Consider the following 16,497-nt stretch of genomic DNA (forward strand, 5'->3'; position numbering starts at 1 on the left):
CCACGGTTGCCGTCACGTCGACGGCAGCTGTCTATTTCGGCAGCACCGCTTCGATGGCCGCGATGACCTCGGGGGCGTCGGGTTCGGTGCGCGGGCGGAACCGGTTGACCACCTCGCCGCCGGGCGCGAGCAGGAACTTCTCGAAGTTCCACTGCACGTCGCCGGCCTCGCCGCTGTCGTCGGGCGTCTGCGTCAGCTCGGCGTAGAGCGGGTGGCGGTCCGGGCCGTTGACGTCGGCCTTGGCCAGCAACGGGAAGGTCACCCCGTAGGTGGTCGAGCAGAACGTCTGGATCTCCTCGGCCGTGCCGGGTTCCTGTCCCATGAACTGGTTGCACGGCACACCGATCACCGTCAGCCCGCGGTCGCCGTAGTCCTGGGCCAGCTTCTCCAGCGCGCCGTACTGGGGGGTGAGCCCGCACTTCGACGCGACGTTGACCACGAGTGCGGCGCCGTCGGCGAGTTCCCTCAGCGTGGTCGATTTACCGTCGAGGGTGTTGAGCTCGATGTCGAGCAGGTACGACTCAGTCATGCCCGGACGCTACCCCACGTCGCTAACCGGCGAACAGCATCTGCGCGGCCCGCTCGATCTGGGCGAGCGGATCGCCTTCGGTGGCGATCAGGTCGTTGAGCCACAGCATGATGAAGCCGTGCACCAGCGACCACGCGGCGAGTGCGGCACCCTCGGGGTCGGACCGGGAGCGGGCGTCCGTGAGTGTCGCGACGCCTCGTCTGAGCTCGGCCTCGGCCGCCGCTTTCGCTTCGCCCAGTTCAGCATTCGCGTCCTCGATCAGCGATTTGTCGAACATCACCTCGTAGTGGCCGGGATGTTCCAGCGCGAAGCGCACGTAGGCGCCGGCCGCGTCGAGGAAATCCGGGCGGGCGGTTGCCAGTGCTTCGGCGAGCATTCGCCACCCTTGGGCGGCCAGCGCGGTGAACAGCCCCCGGCGATCGGTGAAGTGGTGGGCGGGCGCCGCATGCGATACCCCGGCGGCACGGGCCAGTTCTCGTAGCGAGACGCCGTCCGCACCGCGCTCGGCGACCAACACCGCCGCCTGCGCCAGGATCACCGATCTCAGGTCACCGTGGTGGTAGCTCGACTTGGCCACTCCGCCATTCTAACCTGCGTCTTGACAGTGACTAGTTAGCCGTAGGTCTCCGGATCCGCGGTCGCCAGCACCCAGGCGTACTGGAAGGCGGCTTCCTTCCATCGCTCGTAGCGGCCGCTGATCCCGCCGTGCCCGGCACTCATCTCCGTCTTGAGTAGCACCGGATTGGAGTCGGTCTTCGAGTGACGCAGTGCGGCAACCCATTTGGCTGGCTCGACGTAATAGACCCGGGTGTCGTTGAGCGAGGTCATCGCCAGGATGGGTGGGTACCCCTTGGCGACGACGTTCTCGTAGGGCGAGTAGGACTTCATATAGTGGTAGACGAGTTCGTCCTCGAGCGGGTTACCCCACTCATCCCACTCCGTGACCGTCAGCGGTAACGACGGGTCGAGGATCGTGGTCAACGGATCCACGAACGGCACCTGTGCCAGGAAACCGGCGAAGAGTTCGGGTGCCAGGTTCGCGACCGCGCCGATCAACAACCCGCCCGCGCTTCCGCCGAGCGCCACCAGGTTCTGCGGCCGGGTGGTGTCGGTGGCGATGAGATGCCGTGCCACGGCGATGAAGTCGGTGAAGGTGTTGCCCTTCTCCAGGAGCTTGCCGTGCTCGTACCAGGGCCGGCCGAGTTCACCGCCCCCACGGACATGGGCGACCGCGAACACCATGCCGCGGTCCAGCAGCGAGAGCCGGGCGATCGAGAACCGCGGATCCTCACACGATTCGTAGGCGCCGTAGCCGTACAGCAGCGTCGGCGCCGGGAACTGAAGGCCGGTGCGGTGGACGATCGAGATGGGCACCCGTGCGCCGTCCGGTGCGACGGCCCACTCGCGCCGTTCGACGTAATCCTCGGGACGGTAGCCGCCCAGCACCGGCTGCTCACGCAGCAGCGTCCGCTCCCCCGTCGCCAGGTCGAGGTCGTAGATCCGCACCGGTGTGACGAAAGACGTTGCGCCGATGCGGAGTTTGGGCGCATCCCAGTTCGGGTTGGCGCCCAGGCCCGCCGAGGTCAGCTCGGTGTCGAACGTGATGTCCTCGGCGCGGCCGTAGGATCCGTCGGCGCCCAGTGGCCACAGCTGGATCTTGGGCAGCGCCTCTTCGCGGTAGCTCAGGACCAGGTGAGCGGCGAACGCGTCGACCCCGTCGAGCCGCACGTCCTCCCGGTGTTCGATGAGCGTCTGGACCGCGGTCGGATCCGCCACCGGGGCGTCGACCAGCGTGAAGTTCTCGGCGCCGTCGTTGTGCATGATGAGGAACCGGTCCTCACCGCCGACCACCGCGTGTTCGACCGAGTACTCGACCCCGTCGCGGCGCGGCCACACCACCGCGAACTCCGCGTGCGGATCAGTGGCATCGGCATAACGCACCTCCGAGGTGACGGCGCTGCCCGCGGCGATGATCAGGTACTGGTCGCTGCGGGTACGGCCGACGCCCAGCCAGTATTTCTCGTCGGGTTCGTGGTACACCCGCTCGGCGGGCAGCCCCGCGCCAAGCCGGTGGCGCCATACGGTGTCGGGCCGCCAGGCGTCGTCGACGGTGCTGTAGTAGACGGTCCGGTTGTCGGCGGCCCAGGTGGCGCCCGCGCCGATACCGACGATCGTGTCGTCGTACTGCTCACCGGTGCGCAGGTCCCGGAACCGCAACGTGTACCGCTCGTCACCGACGGTGTCCACGGAGTAGGCCAGGATGTTCCCGTCGATGCTGACGGTGGCCGCTCCCAACGCGAAGTATTCGTGGCCTTCGGCTTCGACGTTCTCGTCGAGGAGCACCTGTTCACCCGGAATCGTGGTGTTCTCGTCGAGTTGCGGAGGCGTCCAGTCGCCGGGATCGCCGACGCGGCAGCGGCATTGGACGCCGTACTGTTTACCCTCGAAGCTGCGGCCGTAGTACCACCAGTCCCCACGCCGCGTCGGCACCGACAGGTCGGTCTCCTTGGTGCGGGCCTTGATCTCGTCGAAGATCTTCTGCCGCAACGGCGCCAGATCCGCCGTCTGCTCCTCGGTGTAGGCGTTCTCGGCCTCGAGGTAGGCGATCACCTCGGGATCGGACTTGTCGCGCAGCCACTCGTAATGGTCGAGGAACACGTCGCCGTGGTGTTCGCGGCGCTGTTCGACGCGCTTGGCCTGCGGTGGCAGCACTGTCATGCGCTCTTCCCGATCCACGCGTCGAAGCTCAGGCCTGAAATGCGTTCGTAGGCTTCGATGTAACGCGACCGGGTGGCGTCGACGATCTCCGGCGGAAGCGGTGGCGGCGGCTGGTCGGTGGCGCGGTCCCAGCCGGAGTCAGGTCCGGTGAGCCAGTTGCGCACGAACTGCTTGTCGTAGCTTGGCTGCACCTCCCCCTCACGGTAGGTGTCGGCATACCAATACCGCGACGAGTCGGGAGTGAACACCTCGTCGGCGAGCACCAGCTCCCCCGCCTGGTCGACGCCGAATTCGAACTTGGTGTCCGCGATGATGATTCCCTTCGTCAGCGCGTGTTCGGCGCCCTGGGTGTAGATCTGCAGCGTGCGCTCACGCAACTGGCCGGCACGGTCTTCCCCGACCAACTCGACGGTGTCGTCGTAGCTGATGTTCTCGTCGTGTGCGCCGAGTTCGGCCTTGGACGCCGGGGTGTACAGCGGTTCAGCGAACTTGCTCGCCTCGGTCAGCCCGGGCGGCAGCGTCAACCCGCACAGGGTGCCGGTCTCGCGGTAGTCGATCAGCCCCGAGCCGGTGAGGTATCCGCGGGCCACGCATTCGACGGGCATCATCTCCAACTGGCGCACCACCAACGCGCGGCCGAGCACCTCCTCGGGGATCCGCGCGTCGTCGGGCGGGCCGGCGAGGTGATTGGGGGCGTCGATGAGGTCGAAGAAGAACACGCTCATCGCGGTGAGGATGCGGCCCTTGTCCGGGATCTGCGACGACAGGATGTGGTCGTACGCGGAGATGCGGTCGGTCGCGACGAACAGCAGATTCTCCTCGTCGATGCGGTACAGCTCGCGAACCTTGCCGCTGGCCAGATGGCGGTAGTCGGACAGAGCGGGGCGCATCGGGCCAGCCTATCGGGCACCATCTACACACATGACTTCGCGGTTTGTGCCCTACGCCACTACCCCCGGTCGACTGCTCGGCCAGCTGATCAGCGACATCGTCATCGCCGTATGGGTGTTGATCTGGGTCTTCGTCGGGATGGCCGTGCACTCTGCGGTGGCGACCATCGCGCAGGTCGGGCGCCAGGTCGAGGACGGGGCGAACGGTATCGCCGACAACCTCGAGTCGGCGGGCGACCAGACGGGCGACGTGCCGCTGCTCGGCAATGCCCTGCGCGGCCCGCTCAACGCCGCGGGCGAGGCCGCCCTCGACATCGCCAGCGCCGGCCACAACCTCGACACCACCGCCTCGTGGCTGGCCTGGGTGCTGGCGCTCGCGGTCGCGTCCCCGCCGATCCTCGCGGTCGCCATGCCGTGGGTGTTCCTGCGCGTGCGGTTCGTGCGGCGCAAGTGGACCGCGATCACGCTGGCCGCCACCCCCGCCGGCCAGCAGTTGTTGGCGCTGCGCGCGCTGGCCAACCGGCCGCTGGCCAAACTCGTCAGCGTCGACGCCGACCCGGTCGGCGCGTGGCGCAATCAGGACATCGCGGCGATCCGCGGCCTGGCCGTGCTGGAACTGCGGGCCGCCGGCATCGCCCGCCACTTGTAAGCCTGCGATTTGTGCACGATCAGGAGCGCCCACCGCTCGTGAATGTGCACAAATCGCATGGCGGGGAACCGTCGGCCGGGACACTCCGTCCTTTCAGACATGCTCGACGACCATCTCCGCCGGCACGACGGCGTGATCACGCTCGCGCAGGCTCAGCAGTGCGGGCTCAGTCGGCACGCCGTCGACCGGCGCGTCCGTTCCGGCCGCTGGCTCCGTTGCTCGCCGGGAGTGTTCTTCGCCGACGACAGGCCGTTCACCGACGCCGCCCGGGTACGAGCCGCCGTCTGGGCGTTCGGCCCGCGCGCGACGGCCAGCGGCCTGGCTGCGGCGTGGTGGCACGACGTCACGCGGTTCGCGCCGGAGATCGTCGAGGTCACGGTTCCTCGGGTGAGCAACCACCCACGGCGGCCCGGCATCCGCGTACGACGCCGCGACCTCGACCCGCACGACATCGTCGAGCGCAACGGCCTGCGGATTACCGCGCTGCCGCTGACGGTCGTCGAGGCCGCGGTGCGACGCGGCGGCGGCTCGAAGCTGATGGACACCGCGTTGCAGCGCCACGTCGAACTGGCCCAGCTGTGGCGGGCACACCTGCGAAACAAGGGCAGGCACGGTTCGCCCGCCGCGCGCCGGCTGTTGCGGGCGGCGCAGGACGGAGCGCGGTCGGAAGCTGAGCGGTTACTGGTGAAGCTGCTACGCGAGGCCGGGTTGACCGGCTGGAAGACGAACTACCCCGTCGGCGGCTACAAGGTGGACGTCGCGTTCCTTGGACCGAAGGTCGCGATCGAGGTCGACGGCTGGGCATTCCACACCGACAGCGAGGTGTTCCAGATCGACCGCCAACGGCAGAACGCCATCTCACTGCTCGGCTGGAACGTCCTGCGATTCACCTGGCTGGACCTCACCGAGTACCCCGACCGGGTGCTCGCGACGATCCGCTACGCGATTTCGGCGCGCTGATCGACGCTGGTGGGCGCACGTATCCGCGCCGAAATCACCGCAACACGCGCCGCAGCGCCGCGCCGAAGGGGTGCCGCACCGTCACTGAGCCCATGCGGACCCGCCCGCGGACCACGACGTGCAGGCGAGGCGACGGCGGCATGGCGGCGACGGTCACCGTGACGCTCCCCGCGACGGTCTCCACCTCGGTGGTGGCGGTGGCGTCGTCGGGCAGGATGATCTCGGTCGAACTGCAGTAGTCGTCGACGTGAATCTCGACGACCGGGCGTTGCAGGGTGGCCGCCCGGAAATCCAACGTGGTGTCGCACATCCGGGTGTCGACACGGATCCGCGGAGGTGCCACCCACCGGCCACGACGCGACAGCGACGTCATCCGTCCGCGCAGCACCAGCGGCTCGGGCGCCTTCGGCCCGCCCAGTGGCAGGTCGTCGAGAACGGCGGCGAGGTCGCCTCGGGTTCGCGCCGCCAAGACGACGTCGATACGTTCGGTGAATTCGTCGAGCGTCAGCATCCCTTCGCCGACGGCATGTTCCAGCAGCCGCCGCGCCTCGGCTCGCTCCGTGTTCGAGATGCGCAGGTGCGCGTCACCACTCGCTGGGTCCACGCCTTCCGAGGGTAGGCGCTCAGGACGCCGCGAGCCGCACCACCATGTGCCGGATCCCGGTGTGCCGGTTGCTGCGGGCCCACTCGACCGGTTCGACCAGCTGCACAGTGTCACACCGAGCCAGCAATTCCTCGAACAGCACCCGCAGCTCGAGCCGCGCGAGGTTGGCACCAAGGCAGTAGTGGACACCCTGCCCGAATCCCAAGTGAGGGTTGGGTTTTCGTGCGATGTCGAATACGTCCGGATCGGCGAACCCTGCCGCGTCGCGGTTCGCCGAACCCTCCCACACCAACACCTTCTGCCCGGCCAGGACGAGGTGTCCGCCGAGTTCGGTGTCGCACGTGGCGGTGCGGCGCTTGGACGGCGACGGCGATGTCCACCGCACCATCTCCTCGACAGCGGTGGGCAGCAGCGACGGATCGGCGCGCAGCGCGTCGAAGGCAGCCGGGTGTTCGACCAGCGCCAGCAGGCCGCCGGCGATCGAATTGCGCGTGGTTTCGGCGCCCGCGCTGAACAGCAGATAGAAGAACAGGTACAGCTCGGCGTCGGTCAGCCACGATTCGGCGGCCACCACCGACAGCATGTCGTCACCGGGCTCGGCGCGCTTGCGGGCCACCAGTTCCGAACCGTAGGCGTACATCCGGGAACCGGCGTCCTCCACCGTCAACCGCTCGATCGCGGCCTTGCGGGATCCGCGGAAGTCGAAGCCCGGTTCGACGGCCTCGAACAGCCAGTGCCGGTCGGACTCCGGCACGCCCAGCAGAATGCAGATCATCTGCATCGGCAGTTCGGCGGCCACCTGCGGCAGGAAGTCGAAAGCCTCCCCGTCGGCGACCTCATCGAGCAGCGTTCGGGCGCGCCGGCGCAGATCATCGGTGACGCGGGCGATCATCCGTGGCGACAGACCTGACGTCACCAGCCGGCGGATCTGCGAATGCCGCGGATCGTCCATCATGTTGAGCACTTGACCGGCGATCGGCAGATCCTGCAGCAACGTGCCGCCGTACGGCCTCTCGCCCCCGGTCACCGAGGAGTAGGTGGCCTGATCACGAAGCACCGCAAGGGTTTCGGGGTAGGTGGCGACAGACCAGAAGCCTTCGCCGTCCGGGGTGTGCTCGGTGGCTTCGTGCCAGTACACGGGCGCGTCGCGGCGGTGGATCGCGAACAGGTCGTGAGGGAAGCCGTCGGCGAAGTTGTCAAGATCGGTGAAGTCGATCTGCGACAGCTCCGCCGCCCGAGTCACAGGATGGCGCCCGAGGTGTACTTGGCCGCCTCCGGGTAACGGCTGACCAGCTCGTCGACCGCGGAAGCGACCCGGTCCACCTGGTCACCTGCGGCTCCGGTGAACGCCTGCTTGTCGGCCAGCGCATCCTCGAGTGCGACACGGTCCAGCGGCAACCGTGGGTCCGCGGCCAGCCGGTCCAGCAGGTCGGGTTCCTGACCCTTCTCGCGCATGGCCAGCGCGACGGCCACCGCGTGCTCCTTGATGACTTCGTGGGCGGTCTCCCGTCCGACACCGGCCCGCACCGCGGCGATCAGGATGCGGGTGGTCGCCAGGAACGGCAGGTAGCGGTCGAGTTCGCGCTGGATGACGGCCGGGTAGGCGCCGAACTCGTCGAGCACGGTCAGGAAGGTCTCGGTCTGCCCGTCGATCGCGAAGAACGCGTCGGGCAGCGCGACGCGGCGCACCACCGAGCAGAACACGTCGCCCTCGTTCCACTGCGCGCCGGCCAGTTCGGCGGCCATCGATGCGTAGCCGCGCAGCACCACCTGCAGGCCGTTGACCCGTTCGCACGACCGGGTGTTCATCTTGTGCGGCATCGCCGACGAGCCGACCTGCCCTGGCGCGAAGCCCTCGGTCACCAGTTCGTGGCCGGCCATCAGCCGGATGGTGTGCGCCATCGAGGACGGGCCCGCGCCGAGTTGCACCAGAGCCGAGACGGCGTCGTGGTCGAGCGACCGCGGGTACACCTGGCCGACGCTGGTGAAAACGTCTCGGAAACCCAGGAATTCGGCGACCCGCCGCTCGAGGTCGGCCAGTTTGGCGGTGTCGCCGCCGAAGAGGTCGAGCATGTCCTGCGCGGTGCCCATCGGGCCCTTGATGCCGCGCAGCGGATAGCGCGCGATCAGCTCCTCGACCCGCTTCAGCGCGAGCAGCATCTCTTCGGCGGCCGAGGCGAACCGCTTGCCCAGCGTGGTGGCCTGCGCGGCGACGTTGTGGCTGCGGCCGGCCATCACCAGGTCGCGATAGCTGACCGCGCGTTCGGCGAGCCGCGCGACGACGGCGACGCCGTGGGCGTGCACGAGTTCGAGGGAGCGACGGATCTGCAACTGCTCGACGTTCTCGGTGAGGTCGCGGCTGGTCATGCCCTTGTGCACGTGTTCGTGACCGGCCAGCGCGTTGAACTCCTCGATGCGCGCCTTGACGTCGTGGCGGGTCACCCGCTCGCGGGCCGCGATCGAGGCCAGGTCCACCTGCTCGAGGACGCGTTCGTAGTCGGCCACCACCCCGTCGGGCACGTCGACGCCGAGCTCGGCCTGGGCGCGCAGCACCGCCAGCCACAGCCGGCGCTCGGCGACGATCTTGGCCTCCGGCGACCAGATGGCCACCATCTCCTCGCTGGCGTAGCGGCTGGCCAGCACATTCGGAATCGTCACAGACACACAGCTTACGGCGCGGATCGGGCAGGCTGGCCAGGTGTACTTCGTCGGCATCGACCTCGCGTGGGGTGAGCGCAGCCCCACCGGCGTCGCGGTCGCCGACGCCCGCGGCAGGTTGGTACACCTCGCCGCCGCACGCGACGACACCGACATCGTGGCCCAGCTCGCGCCGTACACCGCCGAGGAGAGTCTGCTGGCGATCGACGCCCCACTGGTGGTGACGAACCCGACCGGCAACCGGCCGTGCGAGGCGGCCCTCAACCGCGACTTCCGGGCGTTCGAGGCGGGCTGTCACCCCTCGAACACCGGCCACCCGTGGTTCGCGGCGGGCAGTCGCGGCGCCCGCGTGGCCGAGGCGCTCGGCCGGCCCGCCATCGAGGTGTACCCGCATGCGGCAACGGTCGCGCTGTTCGGGCTACCCAGGACGCTGAAGTACAAGCAGAAGCCCGGCCGGGATGTGGCGCAGCTGCGCGCTGAACTGCTCCGGCTGATGGCTCTGGTGGAATCCCTCACGGACGCGAGCCCCCCGCTCGACGTCGCGCGGAACCCGCGGTGGGCCGCGCTGCGGGAAGCGGTCGAGGCGGCCACCCGCAAGTCGGAGCTGCGCCGGGCCGAAGACCCCGTCGACGCCGTCGTCTGCGCCTACGTCGCGCTCTTCGCCACCCGCAGGCCCGGCGACGTCACCACCTACGGCGACGATTCCACCGGGTGCATCGTGACGCCGGCCCTCAGTCGGGCCGCTCCGCCAGGTGAGTGGGGTCGGTGATACCGGTACCGCGGATGCCGAGTTGGCGGTTGATCAGCATGGTGACGAAGAACAGCACGATGCCGATCGCGACCAGGATCAGGGCGACGTAGTACTGCTGGGAGGGGCGCCCGGAGAAGGGCAGCACCAGGTACAGCGACGCGGCGAAACCGATCCAGGGCAACACGGTCGGCGTCTTGAAGTGCCCGCCGCCGGCCTGCACGTCGCGCCGCAGCCGCAGCACCGCGATGTTGACGACCGCGAACACGCCGAGCAGCAACAGCGACGTGGTGCCACCGAGCACCGTGATGGCGCTGCTGCTGGCGAACACGCTCACGTAGAAGATGAGGCCGAAGGCGATCAATGTGGTGAACACGATCGCCACCCACGGCGTCAATCGCCGCGGATGGATGGTGCCGAACACCGGCGGCAGCACGTGCTGGCGGGCCATCCCGTAGATCAATCGGCTGGCCATCAGCATGTTGATCAGCGCGGTGTTGGATACGGCGAACATCGAGATGAACGGGAAGATGTCGTCGATCGGCATGCCGGGCGCCCCGGCCTTGACCACCTCGACCAGCGGGGTGTCGCTGTCGGCGAGGGTGCCAACGGGCACCAGTGCCACGGCGACGACGGCGACCAGCATGTACACGATTCCGGCGATGGTCAGGCCGGACAGCAGCACTTTGGGGAACGTCCTGACCGGGTCCTTGGTCTCCTCGGCCATGTTGACCGAGTCCTCGAATCCGACCATTGCGAAGAAGGCCAGCGACGTCGCGGCGGTGACGGCCATGAACGCGTTCTTGTCGCCTTCGGTGTCGAAGGCGACGACCCGGGCGAAGTCGACGTCGCCACCGCGGGTGAACGCCCACATGCCGACGAAGAGCACCAGCATGAGGCCGGTGGCCTCGATGATGGTCAGGACGACGTTGAGTTTGATGCTCTCGCCGACGCCGCGGAAGTTCACCGCCGCCAGCAGCGCCATGAACCCGAGCGCGACGGCGGCCACACCCGCTGCGCCCCATTCCAGCCCGAAGCCCTCGATGAGGTTCGCACTGAAGAACCGCGACGCCGTCGAGGCCGACGTGATGCCCGAACACATCACCACGAACGCGACCAGGAAGGTGACGAACTGCACTCCGAAAGCCTTGTGCGCGTAGAGCGCAGCCCCGGCCGCCTGTGGATACTTGGTCACGAGTTCCAGATAGCTGAACGCGGTGATGGTGGCGATGAGAAAGGCCACCAGGAACGGAAGCCACGCTGCGCCACCGACTTCGGCGGCCACGTCACCGGTCAGCGCGTACACGCCGGTGCCGAGGATGTCGCCTACGACGAACAGCAGCAACAGTCCGGGGCCCATCACCCGCCGCAGTTCCGGCTGCTTCTCCCCGACCGTGTCTGGCTGGCTCATGCGCTCCTCCGTCACTGTTGGTCGGTCATCATCATCGGGCAGTGGCGGCCACAACGCAGCGTCAATGCCGCAATCGATGCCCGACCGACGGTCAGCCCACCGGTGCGAGTACGTCGATGACGTCGATCAGCGTGGCTCGGGCGGTGGCGCGCGGACCGTCCCCGTCTCCGACCAGCGCTGCCACCACCGCACCGTCGACGGCACAGACGAGCGCGGTGAGGAATTCGGCACGCACCGACCGCCCGCAGCGCTCCACCACCTCCACCACCGCGTCGGTGCGCTGACGCAGGATCCGGCCTTGTACGTCGCGCAGCGCCGGTTGACGGGCGCACGCGATATAGCGCTCGTAGCGCGAGATCAGTTCCTCGCTGCCGCGGGTGTCCAGCGCATCCCCGAGCAGCAGATCCACCAACACATCGGCGGTGGATTCCGCGCCGCGCCGCCGCCGTGACAGCGCCGCCACCCGTTCCCGCAGCCGCTCAGCCTCCCGGATTCCCTCGTATTCGACGGCCTTGACGATCAGGTCGTCCAGCGACGAGAAGTAGTAGGTCGTCGACGCCAGCGGCAGGCCGGCGCGGCGCGCCACCGCCCGATGCCGAACGGCGTCGAATCCGCCTTCACACAGCAGATCAGCGGCCGCGCTGACCAGCGCGTAGCGCCTGCGTTCCCCTTTCGGAGTGACTGCTGCTGTCACGCCTAGCATGCTGCCAGCCACCGGGGTGGGGCATCGTCGTTTCGCCCAAACCCCAGCCTTTCTTCAGACAAGTCGGGCGGGGGCGGCGCCACCGGGTTCCGATGGCAAGATGGCCGCCATGTCTGGCCAGCTGAGTCGTCGCGCCGTCCTGCGCCTGGCAGCGGGCGCCGCCGCGGGCGCGGCGGGTGCCCACGCGCTGGGCACGGCGCTGACGGCCGCGGCAGCCCCGCCGGCACCCACCTACGTGACGGGGTCGTTCGTGTCGGCCGCCCGCGGCGGCGTGACCACGAACTGGGCGATAGCCCGGCCGCCGGGGCAGACCACCGCGCTGCGCCCGGTGATCGCACTACACGGCAAGGGCGCCGACGCGGCCCAGGTGATGGCCGGCGGCGTCGAGCAGGGGTTGGCCGAAGCGGTCGCCGCCGGATTGCCGCCGTTCGCCGTCGTCGCCGTCGACGGGGGCGGAAGTTATTGGCACAAGCGCACTTCCGGCGAGGACTCCGGCTCGATGGTGCTCGACGAACTGCTGCCCATGCTGGGTGAGCAGGGCCTTGACACCTCGCGTGTCGGTTTCCTCGGCTGGTCGATGGGCGGTTACGGCGCGCTCCTGCTGGGTGCCCGGCTGGGGCCGGCACGCACCGCGGCGATCTGCGCGGTCAGCCCGGCGTTGTGGACATCGTCGGGGGCGGCCGCACCCGGCGCGTTCGACGGTGCCGACGACTACGCCGCCAACAGTGTCTGGGGCCGACCGGAGTTCGCGTCCATCCCCATCCGGATCGATTGCGGCACTTCGGATCCGTTCTATTCGGCAACCCAGCAGTTCATCGGCCAGCTGGCCAGCCCGCCGGCGGGTGGGTTCTCCCCCGGCGGCCACGACGGCGGCTTCTGGAGTTCGCAACTGCCGGCGGAGATCACCTGGATGGCACCGCTCCTCTGACCCCGCGAGCAGACGCAAAACTGCCTCAAATTCGCGGAAAATGGGCAGTCTTACGTCTGCTCGCGCACGGAAATCCTGCCCTCCGCCGCAGCCTGGCCGATGTCGGTGCGGAAGTGGCTGCCCGGCAACCGAATCGAGGAGACGATCGAATACGCGGCGGCCCTCGCAGCGTCGAGGTCGGCGCCGGTGCCCACCACCGAGAGCACCCGGCCACCGGAGGACACGATCGCGCCGTCCTCGCGGCGGGCGGTGCCGGCGTGCAGTACTCCGTTGGCGTCGGCGCCCGTGATCGCGTCGCCCACGCGCGGGCGGCCGGGATAGTTCTCGGCGGCGATCACCACCGTCACCGCAGCGCCGTCGCGCCACTGCAGTGCGGGGAAGTCCGCCAATTGGCCGGTCGCCGCGGCGCGCAGCAGTTGCGCCAGCGGGGAGTCGAGCAGTGCCAGCACCGATTGGGTCTCCGGGTCACCGAACCGGCAGTTGAACTCCACCACAGCCGGTCCGCGTGAGGTGATCGCCAGCCCCGCGTACAGCAGTCCGGAGAAGGGGCTACCGCGCCGGACTAGTTCGGCGGCAACGGGTTTGACGATCTCGTCCACGATCTGGGCGTAGACCCCCGCGGGCAGCCAGGGCAGCGGGGCGTAGGCCCCCATGCCTCCGGTGTTGGGCCCGCTGTCGCCGTCACTGACGCGCTTGAAGTCCTGCGCGGGCAGCAGTGGCACCACGGTTTCGCCGTCGACGACGCAGAACAGCGACACCTCGGGTCCGTCGAGGAACGATTCGAGCAGGACCGGGTGGCCGGAATCGAGCAGGCCGGCAGCGTGCAGGCGCGCGGCGTCGCGGTCGGCGGTCACCACCACGCCCTTGCCTGCGGCAAGCCCGTCGTCCTTGACCACCCAGGCGGCCTCGCCTGCGGGTGGGCCGAAGCGGTCGAGCGCGGCGTCGAGGTGTGCGGGGTTGTCGACGATCTCGCTGGCCGCGGTGCGCACCCCCGCGGAGTTCATCACGTCCTTGGCGAACTGTTTCGAGCCTTCGATGCGCGCGGCGTCCCTGCTGGGTCCGAAGCACGCGATCCCGGCGGCGCGCAGGGCGTCGGCGACGCCCAGCACCAGCGGTACCTCGGGTCCGATCACCACCAGATCGGCGCCGACGCGTCGGGCGAGTTCGGTGACGGCCTCACCGGAGGTGACGTCGACGTCGTACTGGTCGGCGATCGCCGCAGTGCCGGGGTTGCCGGGCGCCACGGCCAGTGCCTCCACCTCGGGGTCGCGGCGCAACGCCAGCAACAGGGCATGTTCACGGGCACCGGATCCGATTACCAGGACGCGCACATGTGCACCCTAGACCGTGTTCTGGGCATACACCTTGCGCGAAAGTGTATGGTCGAACGCAAGCGTGTTCAGCGTCACACCGAGAGGCGGCCGTCATGACGACCATGGATCGATGCCCGTTCGGAGCCGGGTTCGACTTCACCGACCCCGACGTCTTGCTGCAGGGCATCCCGGTCAACGAGTTCGCTCAGCTGCGCAAGACCGCACCGGTCTGGTGGAACGAGCAGCAGGAGTCGATATTCGACGACGGCGGTTACTGGGTCATCAGCCGCCACGAGGACATCAAGGCCATCTCCCGCAACGGCGACCTGTGGTCGACCCACGCCAAGGGTGCGGTCATGCGGATGCCCGAAGGCGTCACCGCCGAGCAGCTCGACCTGACCAAGGCGCTGCTGATCAATCACGACGCCCCGGAGCACACCCGGCTCCGCAAGATTGTGTCCCGGCTGTTCACCCCGCGGTCGGTCGGCGCGCTCGAGGAGAAGCTGGCGATGTCCGCGCGCGAGATCGTCGCCGCCGCGCGGGAGAAGGGCCGCGGTGACTTCGTCAGCGACATCGCGACGGGCCTGCCGCTGCAGGCGATCGCCGATCTGATCGGTGTGCCCGAAGCCGACCGGGAGAAGCTCTTCCACTGGACGAACTGCATCATGAACACCGACGACCCCGACTTCGACTCCGATCCCACGGTCGCGAACGCCGAGTTGATGGGTTACGCCTACAACATGGCCGAGGAGCGCAGGCGGTGCCCGGCCGACGACATCGTCACCCGGCTCATCCAGGCCGATATCGATGGTGAGTCGCTCGGCGACGTCGAGTTCGCGTTCTTCGTCATCCTGCTCGCGGTGGCGGGCAACGAGACCACCCGCAACGCGATCACCCACGGGATGAACGCCTTCTTCGACAACCCCGAGCAGTGGGAACTCTTCGTCCGCGAGCGGCCCGAGAGCGCGGTCGACGAGATCGTGCGCTGGGCCACCCCCGTGCACTGCTTTCAGCGCACCGCGCTTGCCGACGTCGAGCTCGGCGGGGTGACGATCCGCGAGGGTCAGCGCGCCGGCCTCTTCTACAGCTCGGCGAATTACGACGAGGCGGTGTTCGACCGGCCGTTCGAGTTCAACATCCTCCGCGATCCCAACCCTCATCTGGCGTTCGGCGGCAACGGCGCGCACTACTGCATCGGCGCGAACCTGGCCCGCATGGAGATCAAGCTGATCTTCAACGAGCTGGCCGACCAGATCCCCGACATCGCCAAACTGGGCGACCCGCAACGGCTGCGGTCCGGCTGGATCAACGGGGTCAAGGAGCTGCCGGTCAGCTACCAGGGCTGACCGCCGCCGCAAGTAGCATCTGCGCATGCGCACCCACGGCTGGTCGGGCTCGGCGCCGGCCAGCGACGAAGAGGCCGTCGAACGGATACTGGCCGCCGCTGGCCGGGCCATCGACGAGCGCGGCGCGGACCTGAGCATCGCCGACGTCGCCCGCACACTGGGCGTCACCCGCCAGACGGTCTACCGGTACTTCCCCAGCACCGAGGCGTTGTTGGTGGAGGCGGCGGTCCATGCCGCGGCCGGGTTCCTCGACCGGCTGGCCGAGCACGTGCGTGGCATCACCGAACCCGAGGAGGCGGTGACGGAGGCGATCGCCACCGCGCTGGAGTGGCTGCCCAAGGACAAGCACATCGGTTTGCTCGTCACGCCGGGCCGCGCCGACGCGCATTCGGAGTCGGTCACCTCCGACGTGGCGCTGCAGTTCGCGAATGCGATGGTCCGCCGGTTCGACGTCGACTGGACTGGTCTCGGCTTCAGCGATCAGGAACTCGACGAGCTGGCCGAGTATCTACTGCGCATCATTCAGTCGTTCGTCGTGGACCCCGGCCGCCCGCCACGTACCGGCGAGGCGCTGCGCGGGTTCCTGCGGCGATGGGTGGGCGCCGCGGTGCGCCGCTGAGTCGTCCCGGATACGCCGAAACTGCTGGGAGATCACCGTTTCGAGCATTTCGGTGATCTCCCAGCAGTTTCGAGGGGGTTTCGGGTCAGCGGGTGGTGACGTAGACGACGCGGTCGTCGTTGTCGTAGCGCACCGACACGATGCTGGACTGGTCGAGCGACTTGTTCATGCCCTGCTGGCTGACGCGGACCTGGTAGCCGCGGTCGTCCAGCGAGCTGATGGCGTCCTGGGCGTTGCCCGGTCCGGCGGGGGCGGCCTGGGCGGGGGCGGCGAAGGCCAGGAATCCGGTGGCCAGTCCGCCGGCGATGATGGTGGCGAATCCGAACTTGTTCATGTCCGTACCTCTTCGTGTCCGTTCGGTCTGGAGGGTTTTCCTGGCCGGTCTGCCTGCAATAACCTGCAGGTCAGCGGCTTCCATCCC

17 protein-coding genes are annotated in these 16,497 nt (G+C 68.7%); 6 read left to right on the top strand and 11 right to left on the bottom strand.

The annotated features are described in order from the left end of the window. Nucleotides 1-31: 31 nt before the first annotated feature. The 4 genes from I7X18_RS23615 to I7X18_RS23630 are packed head-to-tail and all read right to left on the bottom strand — an operon-like array spanning nt 32 to nt 4,137. Entirely contained in the window at nt 32-529 is a 498-nt protein-coding gene (locus I7X18_RS23615; RefSeq protein WP_193046385.1) for a glutathione peroxidase, read from the bottom strand. A 22-nt stretch (nt 530-551) separates the two neighbouring features. Further along, nucleotides 552-1,106, bottom strand: a complete 555-nt coding sequence (locus I7X18_RS23620; protein WP_193046386.1) for a TetR/AcrR family transcriptional regulator — start codon at nt 1,104-1,106, stop codon at nt 552-554. Between the two features lie 35 nt (nt 1,107-1,141). Next, nucleotides 1,142-3,247, bottom strand: a complete 2,106-nt coding sequence (locus tag I7X18_RS23625; RefSeq protein WP_193046387.1) for a S9 family peptidase — start codon at nt 3,245-3,247, stop codon at nt 1,142-1,144. Then, nucleotides 3,244-4,137, bottom strand: a complete 894-nt coding sequence (locus tag I7X18_RS23630; protein WP_193046388.1) for a phosphoribosylaminoimidazolesuccinocarboxamide synthase — start codon at nt 4,135-4,137, stop codon at nt 3,244-3,246. Before I7X18_RS23630 ends, I7X18_RS23625 begins: the two co-directional genes overlap by 4 nt. A 31-nt stretch (nt 4,138-4,168) precedes the next feature. Between I7X18_RS23630 and I7X18_RS23635 the strand changes: the two genes are divergently transcribed. Together I7X18_RS23635 and I7X18_RS23640 are read left to right on the top strand one after the other, a co-directional pair. Continuing rightward, entirely contained in the window at nt 4,169-4,786 is a 618-nt protein-coding gene (locus I7X18_RS23635) for a hypothetical protein (RefSeq protein ID WP_193046389.1), read from the top strand. A 99-nt stretch (nt 4,787-4,885) separates the two neighbouring features. Continuing rightward, the gene (locus I7X18_RS23640) at nt 4,886-5,746 is read left to right on the top strand and encodes a type IV toxin-antitoxin system AbiEi family antitoxin domain-containing protein (RefSeq protein WP_193046390.1); all 861 of its coding nucleotides are present in this window, start codon (nt 4,886-4,888) and stop codon (nt 5,744-5,746) included. 34 nt (nt 5,747-5,780) lie between these two features. Here the strand turns inward: I7X18_RS23640 and I7X18_RS23645 are convergent, their stop codons facing one another. Genes I7X18_RS23645 through purB form a run of 3 tightly spaced genes read right to left on the bottom strand, consistent with a single transcriptional unit; the run spans nt 5,781 to nt 9,008 of the window. Then, a complete protein-coding gene (locus tag I7X18_RS23645) occupies nt 5,781-6,350 on the bottom strand; it encodes a DUF1707 SHOCT-like domain-containing protein (RefSeq protein ID WP_193046391.1) in 570 nt (189 codons plus the stop codon). Between the two features lie 19 nt (nt 6,351-6,369). After that, complete coding sequence (locus I7X18_RS23650) at nt 6,370-7,593, bottom strand: cytochrome P450 (protein ID WP_193046392.1); 1,224 nt, start codon at nt 7,591-7,593, stop codon at nt 6,370-6,372. Beyond that, nucleotides 7,590-9,008, bottom strand: coding sequence for an adenylosuccinate lyase (gene purB / locus I7X18_RS23655; RefSeq protein ID WP_193046393.1), 1,419 nt, complete (start codon nt 9,006-9,008; stop codon nt 7,590-7,592). Before purB ends, I7X18_RS23650 begins: the two co-directional genes overlap by 4 nt. A gap of 40 nt (nt 9,009-9,048) precedes the next feature. Between purB and I7X18_RS23660 the strand changes: the two genes are divergently transcribed. Next, nucleotides 9,049-9,777, top strand: coding sequence for a DUF429 domain-containing protein (locus tag I7X18_RS23660; protein WP_193046394.1), 729 nt, complete (start codon nt 9,049-9,051; stop codon nt 9,775-9,777). On the opposite strand, the gene I7X18_RS23665 is transcribed toward I7X18_RS23660, so the two are convergent. Both I7X18_RS23665 and I7X18_RS23670 read right to left on the bottom strand, forming a co-directional pair. Continuing rightward, nucleotides 9,740-11,167 carry an APC family permease gene (locus I7X18_RS23665; protein ID WP_193046395.1) on the bottom strand — a complete coding sequence of 476 codons (1,428 nt, stop codon included), beginning with the start codon at nt 11,165-11,167 and terminating at the stop codon, nt 9,740-9,742. The genes I7X18_RS23660 and I7X18_RS23665 overlap by 38 nt on opposite strands. Nucleotides 11,168-11,258: 91 nt before the next feature. After that, a complete protein-coding gene (locus tag I7X18_RS23670; RefSeq protein ID WP_193046471.1) occupies nt 11,259-11,870 on the bottom strand; it encodes a TetR/AcrR family transcriptional regulator in 612 nt (203 codons plus the stop codon). Between the two features lie 100 nt (nt 11,871-11,970). Between I7X18_RS23670 and I7X18_RS23675 the strand changes: the two genes are divergently transcribed. Next, nucleotides 11,971-12,798, top strand: a complete 828-nt coding sequence (locus tag I7X18_RS23675; RefSeq protein WP_193046396.1) for an alpha/beta hydrolase — start codon at nt 11,971-11,973, stop codon at nt 12,796-12,798. A 50-nt stretch (nt 12,799-12,848) separates the two neighbouring features. Here the strand turns inward: I7X18_RS23675 and purD are convergent, their stop codons facing one another. Beyond that, nucleotides 12,849-14,129 (bottom strand): phosphoribosylamine--glycine ligase, encoded by a 1,281-nt coding sequence (purD, locus tag I7X18_RS23680; RefSeq protein WP_193046397.1) that lies wholly within the window; start codon nt 14,127-14,129, stop codon nt 12,849-12,851. A 95-nt stretch (nt 14,130-14,224) separates the two neighbouring features. Between purD and I7X18_RS23685 the strand changes: the two genes are divergently transcribed. Then, nucleotides 14,225-15,457 (top strand): cytochrome P450, encoded by a 1,233-nt coding sequence (locus I7X18_RS23685; RefSeq protein ID WP_193046398.1) that lies wholly within the window; start codon nt 14,225-14,227, stop codon nt 15,455-15,457. A 25-nt stretch (nt 15,458-15,482) separates the two neighbouring features. Further along, nucleotides 15,483-16,076: a TetR/AcrR family transcriptional regulator gene (locus I7X18_RS23690; RefSeq protein ID WP_193046399.1), complete on the top strand. Its 594-nt coding sequence runs from the start codon at nt 15,483-15,485 to the stop codon at nt 16,074-16,076. Nucleotides 16,077-16,161: 85 nt separating this feature from the next. Here the strand turns inward: I7X18_RS23690 and I7X18_RS23695 are convergent, their stop codons facing one another. Continuing rightward, nucleotides 16,162-16,410 (bottom strand): hypothetical protein, encoded by a 249-nt coding sequence (locus tag I7X18_RS23695; RefSeq protein ID WP_193046400.1) that lies wholly within the window; start codon nt 16,408-16,410, stop codon nt 16,162-16,164. Nucleotides 16,411-16,497: the final 87 nt, after the last annotated feature.

This window comes from Mycolicibacterium baixiangningiae (genome assembly GCF_016313185.1).
Lineage (GTDB): Bacteria > Actinomycetota > Actinomycetes > Mycobacteriales > Mycobacteriaceae > Mycobacterium > Mycobacterium baixiangningiae.

Bases quoted from the DNA above. Each gene is read 5' to 3' on its own strand.
- I7X18_RS23615 (WP_193046385.1), bottom strand. From the start codon at position 529: ATGACTGAGTCGTACCTGCTCGACATCGAGCTCAACACCCTCGACGGT.
- I7X18_RS23625 (WP_193046387.1), bottom strand. From the start codon at position 3,247: ATGACAGTGCTGCCACCGCAGGCCAAGCGCGTCGAACAGCGCCGCGAA.
- I7X18_RS23630 (WP_193046388.1), bottom strand. From the start codon at position 4,137: ATGCGCCCCGCTCTGTCCGACTACCGCCATCTGGCCAGCGGCAAGGTT.
- I7X18_RS23635 (WP_193046389.1), top strand. From the start codon at position 4,169: ATGACTTCGCGGTTTGTGCCCTACGCCACTACCCCCGGTCGACTGCTC.
- I7X18_RS23640 (WP_193046390.1), top strand. From the start codon at position 4,886: ATGCTCGACGACCATCTCCGCCGGCACGACGGCGTGATCACGCTCGCG.
- I7X18_RS23665 (WP_193046395.1), bottom strand. From the start codon at position 11,167: ATGAGCCAGCCAGACACGGTCGGGGAGAAGCAGCCGGAACTGCGGCGG.
- I7X18_RS23670 (WP_193046471.1), bottom strand. From the start codon at position 11,870: ATGCTAGGCGTGACAGCAGCAGTCACTCCGAAAGGGGAACGCAGGCGC.
- I7X18_RS23675 (WP_193046396.1), top strand. From the start codon at position 11,971: ATGGCCGCCATGTCTGGCCAGCTGAGTCGTCGCGCCGTCCTGCGCCTG.
- I7X18_RS23685 (WP_193046398.1), top strand. From the start codon at position 14,225: ATGACGACCATGGATCGATGCCCGTTCGGAGCCGGGTTCGACTTCACC.
- I7X18_RS23690 (WP_193046399.1), top strand. From the start codon at position 15,483: ATGCGCACCCACGGCTGGTCGGGCTCGGCGCCGGCCAGCGACGAAGAG.
- I7X18_RS23695 (WP_193046400.1), bottom strand. From the start codon at position 16,410: ATGAACAAGTTCGGATTCGCCACCATCATCGCCGGCGGACTGGCCACC.